A 19105-nucleotide genomic window follows, 5' to 3' on the forward strand; every position below is an offset into this window, starting at 1 on the left:
CCTTCAGATATTTGCCGTCGTGGTCGAGCACATGCATCTTCGCGGGATCGAAGAACAACCCGCTCTCGACATCGCGCACGAAGGCATCATCGGCGAAGGAATCCCACAGGCCGGTGACGACGTCGTAGAACTCGCGGGCGCGCTTGTAGCGCTCGGCGTGCTCCATGTGGTCGTCGAGGCCGAAATTCAGCGCCGCGTCCGGGTTCGAGGTGGTGACGATGTTCCAGCCCGCGCGGCCGCCGCTGATGTGGTCGAGCGAGGCGAAGCGGCGGGCGACGTGAAAGGGCTCGTCGAACGTGGTCGAGCCGGTCGCGATCAGGCCGATGCGCTCGGTGACAGCCGAGAGCGCCGAGAGCAGTGTGAACGGCTCGAACGAGGTCACGGTGTGGCTGCGCTTGAGCGCATTGATCGGCATGTTCAGCACGGCAAGGTGATCGGCCATGAAGAAGGCGTCGAACTTGCCGGCCTCGAGCTTCCGGATCAGCGTCTTGATGTGGGCGAAGTTGAAATTGGCGTCGGGCCAGGCGCCGGGATAGCGCCAGGCGCCGGTGTGGATGCTGATCGGGCGCATGAACGCGCCAAGCTTGAGTTGCCGTTGTGCCATCGCGCCCAAAATCCCGTTCTGGTGTCGTTGTGGAAAGACATAGGCACGCCGGGGAACTCCGCCATTGGTGGGGAAGGGAAGATTCTTTTGTTTTTCGCGACGTGCTCAGCACAATTCCGTCATTCCGGGGCGCGCCTAGCGCGAGCCCGGAATCCATGGGGCCGCGGTGACCGACGAGGGATGGATTCCTGGTTTGCGCCAAAGGGCGCGCCCCGGAATGACAGAAGGGGCCATCGAACCAATCCGCCGCTCAGCCCGACCAAGTCATGACCTTCATTCCCGAGGAGATTGTTCATGGCCAGCGCGATGAGCGTGGACGGCGGCGTTGTCCGGATCGACCGGCCGATGCCCTGGTTCGGCCGGCTGCTGTCGCTGCCGCTGCTCGCGGCGAGCGCCTATCTGCTCTGGAACGTCGCGCTCGGCCTGCGCCAGGATTTCTCCGGCTTCGGCAGGCTGGCGGACGATCTCGTGCCGGTGCTGGTGTTCACGGGCCTCGGACTGCTGATCGGCATTCCCGGCGTGATCCTGCTGACGTTCCGCTATTTCGTCGTGCTCAACGACGCGTTGCGCCAGATCGTCATCACCAGGCAGTTCGGCCCTTTGAACATCCGCAAGCAGCGCGATCTCGCCGAGTATCACTTCATCAGCATTACCGACGACTATGATCCTGAGCTGACGACCTACGACGTCAACCTCTGCGGCGGCAAGGGCACCGAGCCGATCATGCTTCAGAGTTTTACCAGGCGCGAGGAGGCGGACAGGCTCGCCAGCGAGATCGGTCGCCTCTTGAAGCTGCCGGCGCGGGACTATGTCGGCACCGAGCCGGATGAGGACTAGCCCAAAATGTCCTTCTGCATCTTGCCGCCGTAGAAATGGAAGAACGGCACCGGCGCGTCATGGCGCAAGGGACCGGTGGCAAGGCGCGCGTCGAGCTCGTTGAGCACGTTGCGCGTCATCGGATGCAGATCGGCGAGGGGCTTGGAGCCAAGCTCGACCCAGACCAGCTCGACCAGCTCGGCATCGGCGTGAATCACGCCCTCGACGCGATGGGTGATCGCGGACGCATCCGCCGTGAAGAAGCGCGTGTCGAAGCGCTTGACGCGGCCGGGCGGGGTGATCGCACGCGCGATCAGGAACAGGCTGGAGGGATCGGGCAAGAGGCCCGCATCCGCGAAAGGCTGCCACGGACCTTCGAGCCTGGCCTTGCCCTCGGCCTTGCGCCCGAGGCAGAGGCCGGTCTCCTCACAGGCTTCGCGGATCGCGGCAATGGCCAACGACTTGGCGCGTGAGGCCGGCGTCTTCGGGCTGCCCTTGGCGAGATTGGCTTCCAGCTCCGCGGTGATCGGTGCTGCGACCGGCACGCGATGATCGTCCTTGTCGACGCGGCCGCCGGGAAAGACGAACTTGCCGGGCATGAACACCACCTTGTCGTGGCGCTTGCCGACCAGCACCTTCGGCACAGTGCTGCTGCGATCGACCAGGATCAGCGTGGCCGCATCCTTCGGACGGAAATAAGGATGGTGGTCGGCCTCCTTCCCCTCGTGGACCTTGGCCTTCTCCTCGGCTTGCGCAATATCCGTCATGTCCTCACCCGAACGCTTTTTTTGCTTACACAGGCGGAATACCATCCGGCGGGTTGTCGTCAAACCCGTGCATGCGCAGAGCCCATTGCAAGCCGACCACAGCTCCCTTCACCGGCTGCAACAGCCCGAGCGAGGCGAAGAAGGTGAAGGGCAGATAGGCCACGAAGCTGAGCCAGACCGGCGTCGTGTAATTGGTCTCGATCCAGAGGATCGTGGGCACGACGATATGGCCGACGATGACGATGACGAGATAGGCGGGCAGGTCGTCGGCGCGATGCGGCGTGAAGTCGAGGTCGCAGACCGAGCAATTGTCCGCGGTCTTCAGGAAGGCGCGAAACAGCTTTCCCTCGCCGCAGCGCGGGCAGCGGCCGCGGAAACCGCGTTTCATCGCGGCAAAGAGATCGCGCTTCTCGACGAGGCCGGTCTCGCGCGTCCAGATCTTGGGAACTGTGCTCATCGTCACCATGCCTTGCCCTTCTTCCCTTTGCCCTTGGTCCCTTTACTCTTGCCCTTGTTCTTTCCTTTGCCCTTCGCTTTGCCGGATTTTAATTTCGGCGGCTTGCGTTTTTTATCCGGGCTGCGGCCGGGATGGGCCTTGAACGAGGGGCGGCGTTGCCCGCCGGGACGCCTGCGCTCGCGCGGGCTGGTCTCGCTGGAGGATGACAGCAGCTCGAAACGCAGCGCGCCGGCGACGGGAGCAGCTTCGATCAGCCTGATGTCGACGACGTCGCCCAGCTGGTACATGGTGCCGCTGCGCGTGCCGATCAGCGCATGGCGGCTCTCGTCATAATTGAAATATTCCGTGCCGAGAGACCGGATCGGGATCAGTCCGTCGGCACCGGTCTCGCTCAGCTTGACGAACAGCCCTGCGCGGGTGACGCCGGAGACACGGCCCTGAAAGCTCGCGCCGATGCGGTCGGCGAGGTGATGGGCGATCAGGCGGTCCACGGTCTCGCGCTCCGCCTTCATCGCGCGACGCTCGGTCAGCGAAATGTGCGCGGCCACTTCGCCGAGCGTTTCAGGCGTCTCGCTGTCGGGCAGCGCGCCTTCGCCAAGGCCGAGGGCGCGGACCAGCGCGCGGTGCACGACGAGGTCGGCATAGCGGCGGATCGGCGAGGTGAAATGCGCGTAGCGGCGAAGGTTCAGGCCGAAATGCCCGTAATTCTCGGAGGAGTATTCGGCCTGCGCCTGCGCGCGCAGCACGACCTCGCTCACCAGCGGGTAATAATCATGGCCTTCGAGCTGGGCCAGCACGCGGTTGAACAGCGTGGGACGCAGCGCACCTGATTTGGCAAAGGGAACGTCGAGCGTCTCCAGGAATTCGGAGAGCGCGTGGACTTTCTCCAGCGTCGGCTCGTCATGCACGCGGTAGATCAGCGGGAGCGATTTCTTCTCCAGCATCTCGGCCGCGGCGACGTTGGCGAGGATCATGAACTCCTCGATCAGCTTGTGCGCGTCGAGCCGTTCAGGGACGACCACGCGGTCGACCGTGCCGTCGCTCTTGAGGAGAATCTTGCGTTCGGGCAGATCGAGATTGAGTGGATCGCGCTCGTCGCGTGCACGCTTGACGCAGGCGTAGGCGGCGTAAAGCGGTTTCAGGATCGGATCGAGCAGGGGGCCGGTGGTGTCATCAGGCCTGCCGTCGATCGCGGCTTGTGCCTGCGCGTAATTCAGCTTGGCGGCTGAACGCATCAGGATGCGATGAAAGCTGTGCGAGCGCTTGCGGCCGTCAGGCGCAATGATCATCCGCACGGCGAGTGCGCCGCGCGGCTCGCCCGGCACCAGCGAGCAGAGATTGTTGGAGATGCGCTCGGGCAGCATCGGCACGACGCGGTCGGGGAAATAAACCGAATTGCCGCGGTCGAGCGCATCGCGGTCGAGCGCGGTGCCCGGCCGCACGTAAAAACTCACATCGGCAATGGCGACATCGACGATGAAGCCGCCCTTGTTGTTCGGATCGGGGTCTGCCTGCGCATGCACCGCGTCGTCGTGATCCTTGGCGTCGGGCGGATCGATCGTGACGAGCGGAACGTCGCGCCAGTCCTCGCGTCCCTTCAGATTGGCGGGCTCGGCCGCTTCCGCCTCGCGCTCGGCGGCGGAAGAAAATTGCAGCGGAATGTCGTGGGCATAGATCGCGATCAGGCTGATCGCCTTCTCGCTCTTGACCGAGCCGAGCTTTTCTTTCACCCGGCCGGAGGCGAGGCCAAAGCTGCGGGTGCGAACGATATCGACGCTGACGAGATCGCCGTCCTGCGCGCCCTTGGTGTCGGCGGGAGCGATGTTCAGCTCGCGGTCCGCCATCTTCTTGTCGACGGGCACGAGCCGTCCGCCGCCTTCGGGGAGCTCGCGAAACACGCCGAGGATGCGGCTCTTGGCCTTGTCGAACACCTTGATGACGCGGCCGCGATAGGCCGGTCCCTCGGTCTCGTCCGTGCGTTCGACCCGCAGCAGCGCGCGATCGCCTACGCCTGCGGCGGTGCCGGGCTTGGGCCGGCGCGGCATCTCGATGAGAATCTTTGGCGGTTCGCCGCTCTCGACCTCGTCCCATTCGGTGGGGGAGGCGATCAGCTCGCCGTCGCGGTCACGGAGGGTGATGTCGGCGACCAGCGTCGGCGGCAGGCTGTCCGGCTCGGAGACGGTGTGGCGCTTTTTCTTGATGGTGCCGTCATCGGCAAGCTCGCGCAAAATGCGCTTGAGCTCGATGCGATCGGCGTTCTTCAGGCCGAACTCGCGCGCGATGTCGCGGGTTCCGACCTTTCCTGGATGTGCCTTGATGAAGGCGACGATGGCCTGCCTCTCGGGAAAGCCACGGTCATTCTTGCGTTTCACTTAACCTCTAATTGGTGCCGGCACTCTTCTTGGCCGGAGCTTTGGCTGCGCCAGCTGGCTTGGTCGCCGAGGTCTTGACCGCTGAAGTCTTGGCCGTCGGCGCCACGCCTGCGCGCGCCTTGCTGGTGGATTCGGTTTTCGGTTTGGCCGCTTTCTTCACGGCCGCTTTCTTCGGCTTCGGCGCGGCGTCCTCGCCGTCCGCAGCTTTCTCTACAGCTTTCTTGGCCTTGGCCGGCTTCGCTGCCTTCTTTGCCTTGGTCTTCCCGCCGCCTTTGGCCGCGCGCTCGTCGATCAACGCGATCGCCTGTGCCAGCGTGACGGTGTCCTTCTCGAACTCGGCCGGAATCGTCGCGTTGACTCCGCCAGCGGTGACGTAGGCGCCATACCGGCCACTCTTCACGGTGACGGTGCCGAGCGTCGGATGGTCGCCGAGCGCCTTGCCGGGATCGGCGCCGAAGCGACGGCTCGGCCCCTTGGCGACCTTCTCCGCGATCAGCGTCACGGCGCGGTTGAGGCCGATGTCGAAGACCTCGTCGCCGGCCTCGAGGCTGGCATAGGTCTTCTCGTGCTTCACGAACGGCCCGAAGCGGCCGAGGCCCGCCGTGATCGGCTGACCGGTCTCCGGATGTTTGCCGATCTCGCGCGGCAGCGACAACAGCTTCAGCGCAAGCTCGAGGTCGACATCGGCAGGCGAGGTGCCCTTGGGGATGCCCGCGCGCTTCGGCTTCTCGCCTTCCTCATAATCCTTCTGCTCGCCGAGCTGGATGTAGGGGCCGAAGCGGCCGGCCTTCACCCAGACATCGCGGCCCGTGTCGGGATCCTGGCCGAGCGAACGGTCGGCGGTCTGCTCACTGTCGGCGGCGAGCTGCCGCGTGTAGCGGCACTCCGGATAGTTGGAGCAGCCGACGAAGGCGCCGAACTTGCCGGCCTTCAAATTGAGCCGGCCGGTGCCGCAGCTCGGGCACTGCCTAATATCGCCGCCATCGGCGCGCGGCGGATAGATGTGCTGACCCAGCATCTCGTCGAGCACGTCGAGCACCTGTGCGACGCGCAGATCCTTGATCTCGTCGACCGCGCCGATGAAGCCGGTCCAGAAATCCTTCAGCACCTCTTGCCAGGAGATTTCGTTGTTGGAGATGCGGTCGAGCTGCTCCTCCAGATTGGCCGTAAAATCGTATTCGACGTAGCGGTTGAAGAAGCTTTCGAGGAATGCGACCACGACGCGGCCCTTGTCCTCGCCGTGCAAACGCTTCTTCTCCAGCTTGACGTAGCCGCGGTCCTTCAGCACCTGGAGGATCGAGGCATAGGTCGAGGGCCGGCCGATGCCGAGCTCTTCCATCCGCTTGACCAGCGAAGCCTCGGAGAAGCGCGGCGGCGGCTCGGTGAAATGCTGGGTGACCGACAGTGACTCGCGCTTGATCGCCTCGCCCTGGCTCATTGCGGGCAGCCGGCGGGAGTCTTCGTCCTCCTCGTCGTCGCGGCCTTCCTGGTAGAGCGTCAGAAAGCCGTCGAACTTGACGACCTGGCCGGTGGCGCGCAGCTCCAGGGTGCGACCGCCGGCTTTCGCCGTGATATCGACGGTGGTGCGCTCGAGCTCGGCGGATTCCATCTGGCTCGCGATGGTGCGTTTCCAGATCAGCTCATATAGCCGCGCCTGATCGGAATCGAGCTTGCGGCTCATGCTATCAGGACGGCGGGAGAGGTCGGTCGGGCGGATCGCTTCGTGCGCTTCCTGGGCGTTCTTGGCCTTGGCCTGGTACTGGCGCGGGGCGTCGGGCACATAGGCCTTGCCGTACTCCTCGCCGATCACCTTGCGCGCCTGGGTGATCGCCTCGGGGGCGATCTGCACGCCGTCGGTACGCATATAAGTAATGAGGCCGGTGGTCTCGCCGCCGATGTCGATGCCTTCGTAGAGGCGTTGGGCGATGCGCATCGTGTGCGCGGGCGCAAAGCCGTATTTGCGGCTGGCTTCCTGCTGCAAGGTCGAGGTGGTGAAGGGCGCCTGCGGATTGCGGCGCGCCGGCTTGGCATCGACCGCCGTGACCGCATAGGTCGCCAGCTCCAGGGCCTTCTTGAAGTCTTCGGCTTCCGCGCCGGTGCCGATGTCGAGACGCTGGATCTTCTTGCCGTCGGCGCCGACCAGACGCGCCTCGAAGGCCTCGCCCCGCGGCGTCAGCAGCGCAGCGATCAGCGACCAGTACTCACGCGGCACGAACTTTTCGATCTCGAGTTCGCGGTCGCAGACCAGGCGCAGCGCCACCGACTGCACGCGGCCGGCCGAGCGGGCGCCCGGAAGCTTGCGCCACAGCACGGGAGAGAGAGTAAAGCCGACCAGGTAGTCGAGCGCACGGCGCGCCATATAGGCGTCGACCAGCGCGCCGTCGATCTGGCGCGGATGCTTCATCGCGTCCGTGACGGCCTGCTTGGTGATGGCGTTGAACACCACGCGCTCGATCTTCTGATCCTTCAGCGCGCGCTTCTCCTTCATCACCTCCAGCACGTGCCAGGAGATGGCCTCGCCCTCGCGATCAGGGTCGGTGGCCAGAATCAGGCGGTCGGCACCCTTCAGGGACTTGGCGATGTCGTTGAGCCGGCCAGCTGCCTTGGGGTCGACCTCCCAGATCATCTTGAAATTGGCGTCGGGATCGACGGAACCGTTCTTCGCCGGGAGATCGCGGACATGGCCAAACGAGGCCAGAACCTCATAGGACGAGCCCAAATATTTGTTGATCGTCTTGGCTTTCGCCGGCGACTCCACAATGACGATATTCATGTAGTTCCAGTAACTTACGGGGAAATCTGAGGCCGAAATCGACAAGATTCGGGTCGGCCGTTTCGCCCCGAACATGGGTGGTGAGGCCGCCGCTGTCAAATCGAGGGGTGTTGAAAGCCCCCGAATTGGGAAAAGTTTCATATCGAGAAAGTTGCGAAATACCACCTTTGAGTTGTGGCCGATGTCGGCGTAAGGTTTCCGTGGGGCATGGATTCGGGTGGGGCTGGTGGCAAAGCCAGGAAAGAAACGGGCGCGCGCCGCTTCAGGCGCGCGGGCAGGGTCGCGCAGCGAGGAACCGGGGGAGGGCGGCGTCGATGAAGCCGTGGCTTTCATCGCCGAGCAGGTCGGCGCCTTGCGCAAGCTCGCCGAACGGCACAAGCTCGATGTGCTGCATTATCTCTTGGGGATGACCAAGCTCGAAGCCGACGAGCATCTGCGGCTGCGGAGCAAGCGCAAGCTGTCGTGAAGGGGGCCTTCGTTAGTCCCGTCACCCTGAGGTGCGAGCGGCGTGATGCGAAGCATCGCGCCGGAAGCCTCGAAGGATGTGCCGCCGAGCTGTCAGCCGGGCCGTCGCCCTTCGAGGCTCCCCGAAGGGGCGAGCACCTCAGGGTGACGGATTAACGGTTGAGCGCACTGCTCCGCCGTCGCGGTGCGGACCGCGGCTTCAGCGTGGTATCGGCGGGACTCAGCAATCGCCCGTCCTCGGCGCGCATTTCGAGCTTCTTCACCGGGCGTCCCCTGGCGCGATCGACCAGGATGGTCGCGATCTCCTCGGGGTGGTCGTCGAATTCCTCGCTCCATTGCCGGAGCGCCACCAGGATCGGGAAGGTGCCGCGGCCCTTCAGCGTCAGCACATATTCCTGGTAGGCGCTGCCGTCGGAGGCAGGGGCGGTCGCGAGAATGCCGTGGTCGACGAGGGAGCGCAGCCGCGCCGCCAGGATGTTCTTGGCCATGCCGAGCTTGTTCTGGAATTCGCCGAAGCGACGCAGCCCGAACAACGCCTCGCGAATGATCAAGAGCGACCACCAATCGCCGAGCGCCTCAAGCGAGCGCGCGATCGGGCATGAATCGCCTTCGAAACTGGTTCGTTTCACCATCGCTTTCATCCTGCCGCGTTCGCGCAGCTGAGCGCCGATCACGCGCTTGTGTGGTTGCATTATAAAACCAAAAAGCCTAGATGGCAATCTGGTTTAATTATGCAACTAGTCGGAGGCGAGCGTGAGACTGAAAGGTAAGACGGCCCTGATTACCGGCGGCAATGGCGGCATTGGATTGGCGACGGCGAAGTTGTTCGTGGCCGAGGGAGCGAAGGTGATCATCAGCGGACGCAACAAGGCGACGCTGGATGCTGCCGCGAAGGAGCTGGGGGCGAATGCGCTGGCCGTTGTCGCCGACGCGACCGACGTCGCGGCGACCGAGGCTGCGATCAGGCAAGGCGCGGAAAAATTCGGCAAGCTCGACATCGTGTTCGCCAACGCCGGCATTCCCGGCAGCACGCCGCTCGGCTCGGCGACGCTCGAGACGTTCGAGAAGGTGATCAGCACCAACCTGACCGGCGTGTTCTTCACGGTGCAATCGGCACTGCCTTATCTCAATGACAACGCTTCGATCATCCTCAACGGATCGGTGATCTCAGTACTCGGCATTCCCGGCTACTCGGCCTACGGCGCGGCGAAGGCGGGCGTGCGGGCGATGGCACGGATCATGGCTTCGGAACTGTCGCCGCGCGGCATCCGCGTCAACGTGGTCGCGCCCGGCCCGATCCGCACGCCGATCTGGGGCGCGGCAGTCGCAACGCCCGAAGCCGAGCAAGCGTTCGAGAAGCGCATCGCATTGTCGACGCCGCTCGGCCGCATCGGCGAGCCGGATCACATTGCAAAGACAGTGCTGTTCCTTGCCTCGGACGATGCCGCGCACATTCAAGGCCAGGAGATCTTCGTCGATGGCGGCGCGGTGGCATCGCCGAGCGGCGCGCCGATCTATCGCGGCTGATCAGTGATCTGAAGCTGAATCGGCCGCCGCAATCCGCAAACGGTTGCGCCGGCCGGTTCCCTCGTCTCTTGAGATGTATTTTCGGAAGCTTGCGCGATTTGTTGAACCTTCGCGCGCGTTGCAAAGACCCTTCTACGGGCCGGGGATCAAAAGACTCATTTTTAAAAGGAGTCCGTTATGCCGAAAGCAGCCCGCATTGCTTCGCCGATTTCAGCACCGCGTATTTACACCGAACGCTCCACGGTTCCCGCCAAACGCTCCGACACATCAGAGTTCATCGGGGTCGCCATCTTTTCCGGTATCGGCCTGCTCATGTCCCTCGTTGCCGTCATCCTGGGCGTACAGGGCTATTGGATTTAGCATTGAGGACCATCGGCTGGTGTATCAGCCGCCGCAGATGCTTTGGCGGCTGATGATGTCGACGTGACCTCAGGCGGCGCGGAGGCTCGTTGCCGCCTCGAGCGCCCCGGTGATCGCTTTCTCGCGATGCTCGGGGCCGAGCTGGATTCCGTCGGCAGGGATGAATTCGACGCTCGTGATGCCGATAAAACCGAACACCCAGCGCAAATAGGATTCGAGGTGCTCTCCGGCCGCGTAGGGCGTCTCGGCGCCGTAATGGCCGCCGCGTGAAATCGCCACGATCACGCGCTTGCCGCCGGCAAGCCCCTCGGGTCCGGTCGCGCCGTATCTAAAGGTCTTCCCCGCCACCAGGATGCGATCGATCCAGGCCTTGAGTTGGCTCGGAATCGTAAAATTGTACATGGGCGCGCCGATCACGACGATGTCGGCCGCGAGAAACTCGTCGAGCACCGCTGCGCTCGCGGCAAGGTCGGGGGCGAGTTCCGCAGGCGCAGGCGCGCCTTGGGCCACCGCGAGATGCGAGCCGGAGAGGTGGGCGAGCGGGATCTGGGCCAGGTCGCGATAAACGATTTGGAGCGAGGGGGTCGCCCGTTTGAGCCGGTCGACGATGGCGGCGGAGACTTGCCTGGAAACGGAGTGGGGGCCGAGCACGCTGGAGTCGATATGGAGGAGTTTCATTGGGGTCACCCATGGTATAGATTTGTAACCCGCACTACATGAGTGACTGTCAAAATCCCCGCAAGAACGCACTTTTTTGAGCCATGGGCACATCATTGAAACCGAAGCACAGCGATTTGCCTGTAGCGCCGAGGCCAAATCAAAGGCCCGAACCCATGCCGGATCCCAACCACGCGGACTGCCGCGGGGTTGCCTCCGTGCTGTCCCGCGTCGGCGACAAATGGAGCGTGTTCGTCATCATGATGCTCAGCGACGGGCCGAAACGTTTCAACGAGCTGAAGCGCATGATCAACGGCATCTCGCAGCGGATGCTGACCCTGACCTTGCGCGGCCTCGAGCGCGACGGCTTGGTCACGCGCACGATCTTCCCGACCATTCCGCCGCGCGTGGATTACGAGCTGACCGACCTCGGCCGCGGATTGCAGCAGCCGGTGAAGGCGCTCGGCGAGTGGGCGATCAAGCATCAGGAGCAGATTGCCTCCGCGCGCACCCGCTTCGACGAGCGCAACAACGCGTAGAGCGTCGGCTGGGTCGGCTCTCAGTGGATCACCTCTCCCTACGGGAGAGGTGAGCCGAGCTCTGGGCCGGCAACTACAGAACTCAATTCGTTTCTAGATCAGCGACACCAGACCGCCGCCGTGACGCTCGAGGCGACCGGCAAGCTCAAGCTCCAGCAGCACGGTGCGCACGATCGCGGCCGAGGCGCCGGACATCCTCACGAGATCGTCGATCGAGATCGGGGTGGGGCCGAGCAGGTCAGTGATCTGGTCGCGATCGTGCGCTTGCGGATCGCTTTCGAACGGTTCGCTGTCGGGCTCGCGGGCGGGAATCATCAGCGGCCGCTCCATGATCGGCTGCACCGCGTTGATGATGTCGGACGCTTCCGTGACCAGCGTTGCGCCCTGCTTGATCAGATCGTTGGTGCCGGCGGCGCGGGGATCGAGCGGCGAGCCGGGCACCGCGAACACCTCGCGCCCCTGTTCGGCGGCCATCCGCGCGGTGATCAGCGAACCCGAGCGGTGCGCCGCCTCCACCACGACCACGCCGAGCGCGGCACCCGAGATCAGCCGGTTGCGGCGCGGGAAGTCGCGGGCGCGCGGCTCGTGGCCGAGCGGCATTTCGGAAATGGCAGCGCCCTGATGCTCGAGGATCGCGGCGAGCAGGTCGCCATGCTCGGGCGGATAGATGCAGTCGTGGCCGCCGGCGAGCACCGCGACGGTGCCGGTCTCGACGCTGGCGCGATGCGCAGCCTGGTCGACGCCGCGGGCGAGCCCCGAAATGGTGATGAAGCCGGCTTCGCCGAGCTCTCGCGCGAGCTGGCCGGCGAATTTGAGGCCGGCGCCGGAGGCATTGCGCGAGCCGACGATCGCGATCATCGGCCGCATCAACGTCCTGGTGTCGCCGCGCACGGCGAGCAACGGCGGGGCATCGTCGAGCGTCGCCAGACGCGCCGGATAGCCGTCCTCCTCGGGCGCGAGCCAGGCGATGCCGCATTGGCGGCTCGCGGCGAGCTCGGCCTTCGCTTCGTCCACGCTACAGCGGCGCGCCAGGTCGGGCAGCCGCTCCAGCGCGGCGCGCGCCGTGCCGAAGTGATCGACCAGCGAGCGAAAAGTGCGCGGCCCGACATTGTCGGAGCGGATCAGCCGCAGGCGGTCGATCCGGTCCTGCTCGGTCAGCTCCACATTGGGATTGATAGCGTCCACGGCGTCTCCTTGCAGGCGCAGCATGGAGCAACCTGAGGGTGTGGGCAACAAGGACGTGCGCTTGCGCGGTCTCGCCCCGATGCTAAAAGCGATGCCAATAAGAAGGATTTTGCCATGATCTCACTTGCCGACCTCCAGCGCCGCATCGAAGCGGGGGAGCTTTCGCCCGATGCCGCCATCGCCCAGTCGCATGCGGCGATCGAGGCCAGGGAGAAGGACGTTCGCGCCTTCGTGCGCCACGACAAGTCGGCGAAGGCGCAAGCGTCCGGCCCGCTCCGGGGCATCGCGGTCGGCATCAAGGACATCATCGACACCGCCGATATGCCGACCGAGATGGGCTCGGAGATCTATCGCGGCTGGCAGCCGCGCAGCGACGCACCTGTGGTGATGATGCTGAAGCGGGCGGGGGCCACCATCATCGGCAAGACCACGACCACGGCTTTCGCCTCGCGCGATCCGACGCAGACGCTCAATCCGCACAATCCCGGTCATACGCCCGGCGGCTCGTCCTCGGGCTCGGCGGCAGCCGTTGGCGCCGGCATGATCCCGCTGGCGCTGGGGACCCAGACCGGCGGCTCGGTGATCCGGCCAGCCGCCTATTGCGGGGCTGCGGCGATCAAGCCGTCGTTCCGCATGCTGCCGACGGTCGGCGTGAAATGCTATTCGTGGGCGCTCGATACGGTCGGCCTGTTCGGGTCGCGCGCGGAAGATCTCGCGCGCGGACTGCTGGCGATGACCGGCCGCACCGAGTTCGCCGGTATCGTCGCGGCGAAGGCGCCGCGCATCGGCGTGGTCAGACAGGAGTTCGCAGAGGCCGTGGAGCCGGCGGCGGAACAGGGGTTGCTGGCGGCAATCAAGGCGGCCGAGAAGGCCGGTGCCAGCGTGCAGGCCATCGATCTGCCCGAGGCTGTTAAGGAGGCCTGGCGCATCCACCCCATCATCCAGGATTTTGAAGCGCATCGCGCGCTCGCCTGGGAGTACGACCAGCATCACGACGAGATCGCGCCGATGCTGCGCGCCAGCCTCGACGAGACCGTCGGGCTGACGCCGAAGGAATACGACGACGCCCGCCGCATCGCGCGTCGCGGCCGCCGCGAGCTCGGCGAGCTGTTCGAAGGGTTCGACGTGCTGCTGACTTATTCCGCGCCGGGTACCGCGCCGGCCAAGGAGCTCGCCTCGACCGGTTCGCCTCGCTACAACAGGCTGTGGACGCTGATGGGCAATCCTTGCGTCAATGTGCCCGTGATGAAGGTCGGTGGCCTGCCTGTCGGCGTGCAGGTCATCGCGCGCTTCGGCAACGATCCCGGCGCACTTTCGACGGCCTGGTTCCTGGAAAGCGCGCTGGCGAAATCAGGCTAGCGCGGGCTCGTTCGCGGGCGAGGCGTGCTGGGCTTTCGCGCTCACGGCACCTTGGCCGAGCCAGCGCTCGGCGGCAGCGCGGCCGCTTCGGTGCAGCAGACGGATGAAGCCGCGGCCGAGATCGGTGGATGAGCGCTGCGCAAGTCCGTCAACATGATCTTCTGCCGCGATCCTGGAGAGGCGCAGCGAAGGCGCGGCGGAATCCTGCGCCCATGCGATGGCGGCGATCTCGGCATTGAGCGCGGCGTTGGCGGCGATCTGGTCGAGCCGGCGATCGATCGCGGCGAGCGTGATCGGCACGTAGCCGTCGCGCGTCGGCGTGACCTGGACCAGAAGCAATTCGGCGGTCGTCGATTGCTGCACCAGCTTGATCAGCGGCGGATTGCCGCCGAAGCCGCCGTCCCAATAGGCCTCACCGTCGATCTCGACGGCGCAGTGAACCAGGGGCGGACAGGTCGAGGCCAGCGCAACGTCGGCGGTCACAGCATCGTTCCCGAAAATCTGCTGCTGCCCGTCGCGGATCCGCGTCGCTGCGATGAGCAGCTTCGGGCATTTTGCGTCGCGCAGGGCCTCGAAATTGATGTCGCGCGACAACGCCTGGCGCAGCGGATCGAGGTCGAACGGATCGAACTGGCCCGAGCGCAGCGTCGGCCCGAACGCGACCGAGCTTCCGGCGGGCGAGAAGCCGCCGAGCAGCATCAGCGAACGGAACGAGGCCTCGTGCATCAGCCGGACCCAGAACCTGTTCAGCCGTGCGCGCGCCGCTTCGCGGCCGCCTTCGGCAAGGCCGCCGGCGAGCAGCAGCGCGTTGATGGCGCCGGCACTGGCGCCGCTGATCGTGTCGAATTCAATGGACGGCTCTTCCAGCAGCCGTTCCAGCACGCCCCAGGTGAAGGCGGCAAAGGTGCCGCCGCCCTGCAGCGCCAGCGAGAGTTTTCGCGGCGGCCATCGATTGGGCCGAGGCGGCTCGACTGGCGCGGCCGTCGTGACGGTCTGCGCGGGCGGTTGCACGATGGGAGCAGGCGGTGGCCTTGGCGGAAGAATGGGAGCGGGATTCTGCGAGGGCGCGTCGGACCAGATGTTGGTCGTCAGCAGCAGGCGGCTTGCCGCAGTGCCCTGCGAGCCACCGTCATCATGCGTGCCGACAATCTTCTCGCTCATTCTGAGCAACCGCGTAACGCCATTTGCCCGTCAGGATGACAGGCATGGAACCTGTTCGCTACTCCCAGCCGTGAGCAGGCGCCGAGTTGCGAACAGGATTTGGCATATAATGCGGAAGAGGTGCGGCGGTATCCGTACTTTTTCCGGCTTCTTGTTTCGAGCAGCGCGACTTAAGCCTTCTCGCCAATGCGGCCTTCTTTTCCTGATTGCAGCCGCTTGATGTTCTCGCGATGCATGTAGAACAGCAGCAGCGTCAGCACGACCGACAGCGAGGCCAGTGCGAGGTGGCCGAACCACCACAGGAACAGCGGCGTGATGAAGGCCGCCACCAGCGCCGAGAGCGAGGAATAGCGGGTGGTGAACGCGGTTGCGAGCCAGATCAGGCAGAACACCAGCGCCGCCGGCCAGAACAGGCCGAGCAGGATGCCGATATAGACCGCGACGCCTTTGCCGCCCCGAAATTTGAGCCAGACCGGGAAGAGATGGCCGAGGAAGGCGCCGAGGCCGGCCACCATCGCGGCATTGGGACCGGCGATGTAGCCCGAAATCACCACCGCCCCGGTGCCCTTGAGCGCGTCGAGCAGCAGGGTCGCTGCCGCAAGGCCCTTGCGGCCGGTGCGCAGCACGTTTGTGGCGCCGATATTGCCGGAGCCGATCGAGCGCAGATCCTGCGTGCCGGCGAGCCTGGTCAGGATCAGCCCGAACGGAATCGAGCCGAACAGATAGCCGATGACGAAGGCCACCGGCAGGAATGCATCAAGCCCCATGGCTGTGTCTCCATGGCTGACATAGCCAGCGCCCATTAGACATGCTCGTACACCGTTCGCCCGCCGACGATGGTCCTGATGGCGCGACCCGTAAAGCGGGCTTCGTCGAACGGGGTGTTCTTGCACGGCGATTTGAGGTCGGCGGGATCAACCACCCAGGGCACGTCGGGGTCGATCACGACGACGTCGGCCGGGCTGCCGACGCGCAGGGTTCCGCCCGGCAGGCCGAGCAGTTCGGCCGGCCTTGTCGACATCGCCCGGATCAGCGTCTTGAGGTCCATCTCGTCGTTATGGACGAGGCGCAGGCCCGCCGGCAGCATGGTCTCGAGGCCGATCGCGCCGGGAGCGGCTTCGGCGAAGGGCAGGCGCTTGACCTCGACGTCCTGCGGATTGTGGTCGGACATGATGACGTCGACGAGGCCGGAGGCGACGGCGGCGACCATCGCGCGGCGGTCGTCCTCGGCGCGCAGCGGCGGCGACACCTTCAGGAACGAGCGGTACGGGCCGATGTCGTTTTCGTTCAGCGCAAGATGGTTGATCGAGACCGAGGCGCTGACGGCAAGGCCGGCGTCGCGGGCGCGCTGCAAGATCTCGAGCGACTCGATGCAGGACAGCGCGGCGGCGTGGTAGCGGCCGCCGGTCAGCGCGACGAGACGCATGTCGCGTTCGAGGATGATGGCCTCGGCGGCCTTCGGAATGCCCATCAGGCCGAGGCGCGAAGCAAACTCGCCCTCGTTCATCACGCCTTCGCCGACCAGATCAGGGTCCTCGGTGTGGTGCACGATCAGCGCGTCGAAATCCCGCGCGTAGGTCAGCGCGCGCCGCATCACCTGTGAATTGGTGACGCTGCGGTCGCCGTCGCTGAAGGCGACGGCACCGGCGGCCTTGAGCAGGCCGAACTCGGTCATCTCCTCGCCGCGCATGCCCTTGGTGAGCGCCGCCATCGGCTGGATGTTGACGATCGCGGTGTCGCGCGCACGGCGCATCACGAAGTCGACCGTCGCCGAATTGTCGATCACCGGTGCCGTGTCGGGCTGGCAGATGATGGTGGTGATGCCGCCGGTCGCGGCAGCCTGGCTAGCCGAGGCAAAGGTTTCGCGATGGCTGAAGCCGGGCTCGCCGACGAAGGCGCGCATGTCGATCAGGCCGGGTGCGACGATCTTGCCGGAGCAATTGACGACGTCGGTGCCTTCGGGGATGCCGGCTGCACCGATACCGCGGCGGGTTTCGCGGATGATGCCGTCGGCGATCAGGACGTCGCCGGGGCCGTCGAAATCCCTGGAGGGATCGACGACGCGGGCGTTGGCGAGCAGGATGGGGCGGCGGTCGATCAACATGGCCATCACGCGTTCGGCAGGTTACGGGCGAGCGCTTCCAGCACCGCCATGCGCACGGCCACGCCCATCTCCACCTGTTCGCGGATCAGGGACTGGGCGCCGTCGGCGACCGCGGTGTCGATCTCGACGCCGCGGTTCATCGGGCCGGGATGCATCACGAGTGCGTCGGGCTTGGCATAGCCGAGCTTCTTCTGGTCGAGCCCGAAATAGTGGAAATATTCGGAAGTCGACGGTACGAACGAGCCGTTCATGCGCTCGCGCTGAAGCCGCAGCATCATGACGATGTCAGCGCCGTTGAGGCCCTCGCGCATGTCGCGCGCGACCTCGACGCCCATCCGCTCGATGCCGGGCGGCAGCAGCGTGGAGGGGCCGACCACGCGGACCCGGGCGCCCATCGTGTTGAGCAGGATGATATTGGAGCGCGCGACACGCGAATGCAGCACGTCGCCGCAGATCGCGACCACCAGGCCCTCGATCCGGCCCTTGTTGCGGCGGATGGTGAGGGCGTCGAGCAGCGCCTGGGTCGGATGTTCATGCGCGCCGTCGCCGGCATTGATCACGGAACCGTCGACCTTGCGCGCCAGCAGTTCCACCGCGCCGGAGGCGTGATGGCGCACCACCAGGATGTCGGGGTGCATGGCGTTCAGCGTCATCGCGGTGTCGACCAGCGTCTCGCCCTTCTTGATGGACGAGGAGGACACCGACATGTTCATGACGTCGGCACCCAGGCGCTTTCCCGCGAGCTCGAACGAGGACTGGGTCCGGGTCGAGGCTTCGAAAAAGAGGTTTACTTGCGTCCGTCCACGCAGGACGGTGCGCTTCTTGTCAACCTGACGGTTGAGCTCGACATATTCTTCGGACAGGTCGAGGAGGCCGGTGATGTCGGCCGCGGAAAGGCCCTCGATGCCCAGCAAATGCCGGTGGCTGAGGACGAAGGTCGATTTCGATGTCATTAAAGCGAGAGCTATAGGCGCGGATGGCTGGGGGAGCAAGGGCCAAAGCCGGGGCGGTGAGTTATCCCCCGATCTGTCGGGTTTGGGGCCTCAATTTCCGTCATGCCCGGGCTCGCCCCGGGTATCCACGTTCTTGCATCAGCGTCGCAAAAAGGGCGTGGATGGCCGGGCATAGGCTGACGGAAGCGACGCCCTCCATCAGACGGCGATGTCCGGCCGTGACGATGCGGAGGCAAAGTTGAAATCACTTCTAATTGCGGTCATTGCGATAACCACAGTCACGTCCGCTTCAGCGCAATCCCTTCCCGGTGGTTTCGTCTATTTGCGCGACGTCGATCCCACCATCATCCAGGACATCCGCTACGCGACATCGAACAATTTCGTCGGTCGTCCGCTGGCCGGTTACAAGGCCGGAGAATGCGTGGTGAAGCAGGAGGTGGGACTGCGGCTGAAGGCGGTTCAGCAGGAGCTGGCGACACAGAGCCTGTCGCTGAAGATGTTCGATTGTTACCGGCCGGCGCGCGCCTCGCTCGACATGGTAAAGTGGTCGCAGAACGGCCGTGAGACCGCGGCCGAGCGGCGCTACAATCCGCGGATCCCCAAAACCGAGCTGTTTCGTCTCGGCTATATCGCAAGCCACTCGCAGCATTCCACCGGTGCTGCGCTCGACCTCACTTTGGTCGATCTCAAGGCCGACAATTCCGCCAAGATCGATCCTTCAAAATCCTACGCGGATTGCACCGCGCCGGCCGCGGCGCGGCTGCCGGAGGGCAGTGTGGACATGGGCACCGGCTATGATTGCACCGATGCAATGGGGCATACCGCAGCACCGTCAATCACGAAGGAACAGCGCGCCTGGCGCAAGCGGCTGGTGGCCGCGATGGCGAGGCAAGGCTTTGTGAACTATTCGAAGGAGTGGTGGCATTTTTCCCTGCCGGGGGCGGGCGGGGCAGCCTATGATTTCCCGATCCAGCCGCGGCGGAACTGAGTCTGCCAAGGAAACCAG

General features: G+C 65.1%; 19 protein-coding genes. 7 read left to right on the forward strand and 12 right to left on the reverse strand.

Annotated features, from left to right (window positions below; all coding sequences use genetic code 11):
* The coding region (locus IF809_RS28555) for an LLM class flavin-dependent oxidoreductase (RefSeq protein ID WP_462839205.1) at positions 1–604 on the reverse strand (604 nt) is incomplete at its 3' end.
* 294 nt (positions 605–898) lie between these two features.
* On the opposite strand from IF809_RS28555, the gene IF809_RS28560 reads away from it, so the two are divergent.
* A complete protein-coding gene (locus tag IF809_RS28560) occupies positions 899–1441 on the forward strand; it encodes a hypothetical protein (protein WP_462839206.1) in 543 nt (180 codons plus the stop codon).
* Here the strand turns inward: IF809_RS28560 and IF809_RS28565 are convergent.
* The 4 genes from IF809_RS28565 to topA are packed head-to-tail and all read right to left on the reverse strand — an operon-like array spanning position 1438 to position 7789.
* Entirely contained in the window at positions 1438–2187 is a 750-nt protein-coding gene (locus IF809_RS28565) for an NUDIX hydrolase (protein WP_128966678.1), read from the reverse strand. The genes IF809_RS28560 and IF809_RS28565 overlap by 4 nt on opposite strands.
* 25 nt (positions 2188–2212) lie before the next feature.
* The gene (locus tag IF809_RS28570) at positions 2213–2653 is read right to left on the reverse strand and encodes a DUF983 domain-containing protein (RefSeq protein ID WP_128966677.1); all 441 of its coding nucleotides are present in this window, start codon (positions 2651–2653) and stop codon (positions 2213–2215) included.
* Complete coding sequence (gene rnr / locus IF809_RS28575) at positions 2647–5016, reverse strand: ribonuclease R (protein ID WP_462839207.1); 2370 nt, start codon at positions 5014–5016, stop codon at positions 2647–2649. The genes IF809_RS28570 and rnr overlap by 7 nt, the downstream gene beginning before the upstream one ends.
* Before the next feature lie 7 nt (positions 5017–5023).
* Positions 5024–7789: a type I DNA topoisomerase gene (gene topA / locus IF809_RS28580; RefSeq protein ID WP_462839208.1), complete on the reverse strand. Its 2766-nt coding sequence runs from the start codon at positions 7787–7789 to the stop codon at positions 5024–5026.
* A gap of 226 nt (positions 7790–8015) precedes the next feature.
* Between topA and IF809_RS28585 the strand changes: the two genes are divergently transcribed.
* Positions 8016–8255, forward strand: a complete 240-nt coding sequence (locus IF809_RS28585) for a hypothetical protein (protein WP_128966674.1) — start codon at positions 8016–8018, stop codon at positions 8253–8255.
* Between the two features lie 151 nt (positions 8256–8406).
* Here the strand turns inward: IF809_RS28585 and IF809_RS28590 are convergent, their stop codons facing one another.
* Positions 8407–8886, reverse strand: coding sequence for a winged helix-turn-helix transcriptional regulator (locus IF809_RS28590; RefSeq protein WP_462839209.1), 480 nt, complete (start codon positions 8884–8886; stop codon positions 8407–8409).
* Between the two features lie 121 nt (positions 8887–9007).
* Between IF809_RS28590 and IF809_RS28595 the strand changes: the two genes are divergently transcribed.
* Together IF809_RS28595 and IF809_RS28600 are read left to right on the forward strand one after the other, a co-directional pair.
* Entirely contained in the window at positions 9008–9781 is a 774-nt protein-coding gene (locus IF809_RS28595; RefSeq protein ID WP_462839210.1) for an SDR family oxidoreductase, read from the forward strand.
* 177 nt (positions 9782–9958) lie between these two features.
* Entirely contained in the window at positions 9959–10141 is a 183-nt protein-coding gene (locus tag IF809_RS28600; RefSeq protein WP_462839211.1) for a hypothetical protein, read from the forward strand.
* Between the two features lie 69 nt (positions 10142–10210).
* Here the strand turns inward: IF809_RS28600 and IF809_RS28605 are convergent, their stop codons facing one another.
* Complete coding sequence (locus tag IF809_RS28605; RefSeq protein ID WP_453983497.1) at positions 10211–10819, reverse strand: FMN-dependent NADH-azoreductase; 609 nt, start codon at positions 10817–10819, stop codon at positions 10211–10213.
* An 83-nt stretch (positions 10820–10902) separates the two neighbouring features.
* On the opposite strand from IF809_RS28605, the gene IF809_RS28610 reads away from it, so the two are divergent.
* Positions 10903–11337, forward strand: coding sequence for a winged helix-turn-helix transcriptional regulator (locus tag IF809_RS28610; RefSeq protein WP_453983498.1), 435 nt, complete (start codon positions 10903–10905; stop codon positions 11335–11337).
* 93 nt (positions 11338–11430) lie between these two features.
* Here IF809_RS28610 and dprA read toward each other — a convergent pair whose 3' ends face one another.
* Complete coding sequence (gene dprA, locus IF809_RS28615; RefSeq protein ID WP_462839212.1) at positions 11431–12546, reverse strand: DNA-processing protein DprA; 1116 nt, start codon at positions 12544–12546, stop codon at positions 11431–11433.
* A 90-nt stretch (positions 12547–12636) separates the two neighbouring features.
* Here dprA and IF809_RS28620 point away from each other — a divergent pair, with 90 nt between their 5' ends.
* On the forward strand, positions 12637–13881 hold the full coding sequence (locus IF809_RS28620; protein ID WP_453997365.1) for an amidase: 1245 nt from the start codon (positions 12637–12639) through the stop codon (positions 13879–13881).
* On the opposite strand, the gene IF809_RS28625 is transcribed toward IF809_RS28620, so the two are convergent.
* From IF809_RS28625 to IF809_RS28640, 4 genes are all read right to left on the reverse strand, one after another.
* Positions 13873–15042 (reverse strand): patatin-like phospholipase family protein, encoded by a 1170-nt coding sequence (locus IF809_RS28625; RefSeq protein ID WP_462839213.1) that lies wholly within the window; start codon positions 15040–15042, stop codon positions 13873–13875. The genes IF809_RS28620 and IF809_RS28625 overlap by 9 nt on opposite strands.
* A gap of 170 nt (positions 15043–15212) precedes the next feature.
* On the reverse strand, positions 15213–15809 hold the full coding sequence (gene plsY / locus IF809_RS28630) for a glycerol-3-phosphate 1-O-acyltransferase PlsY (RefSeq protein WP_462839214.1): 597 nt from the start codon (positions 15807–15809) through the stop codon (positions 15213–15215).
* 35 nt (positions 15810–15844) lie between these two features.
* Positions 15845–17146, reverse strand: coding sequence for a dihydroorotase (locus tag IF809_RS28635; protein WP_128969361.1), 1302 nt, complete (start codon positions 17144–17146; stop codon positions 15845–15847).
* A gap of 5 nt (positions 17147–17151) precedes the next feature.
* Positions 17152–18099, reverse strand: a complete 948-nt coding sequence (locus IF809_RS28640) for an aspartate carbamoyltransferase catalytic subunit (RefSeq protein ID WP_462839215.1) — start codon at positions 18097–18099, stop codon at positions 17152–17154.
* A 238-nt stretch (positions 18100–18337) separates the two neighbouring features.
* Here IF809_RS28640 and IF809_RS28645 point away from each other — a divergent pair, with 238 nt between their 5' ends.
* Positions 18338–19087: a M15 family metallopeptidase gene (locus IF809_RS28645; protein WP_462839216.1), complete on the forward strand. Its 750-nt coding sequence runs from the start codon at positions 18338–18340 to the stop codon at positions 19085–19087.
* Positions 19088–19105 lie beyond the last annotated feature (18 nt).

The sequence above is a fragment of the Bradyrhizobium sp. UFLA06-24 genome (assembly GCF_054967145.1).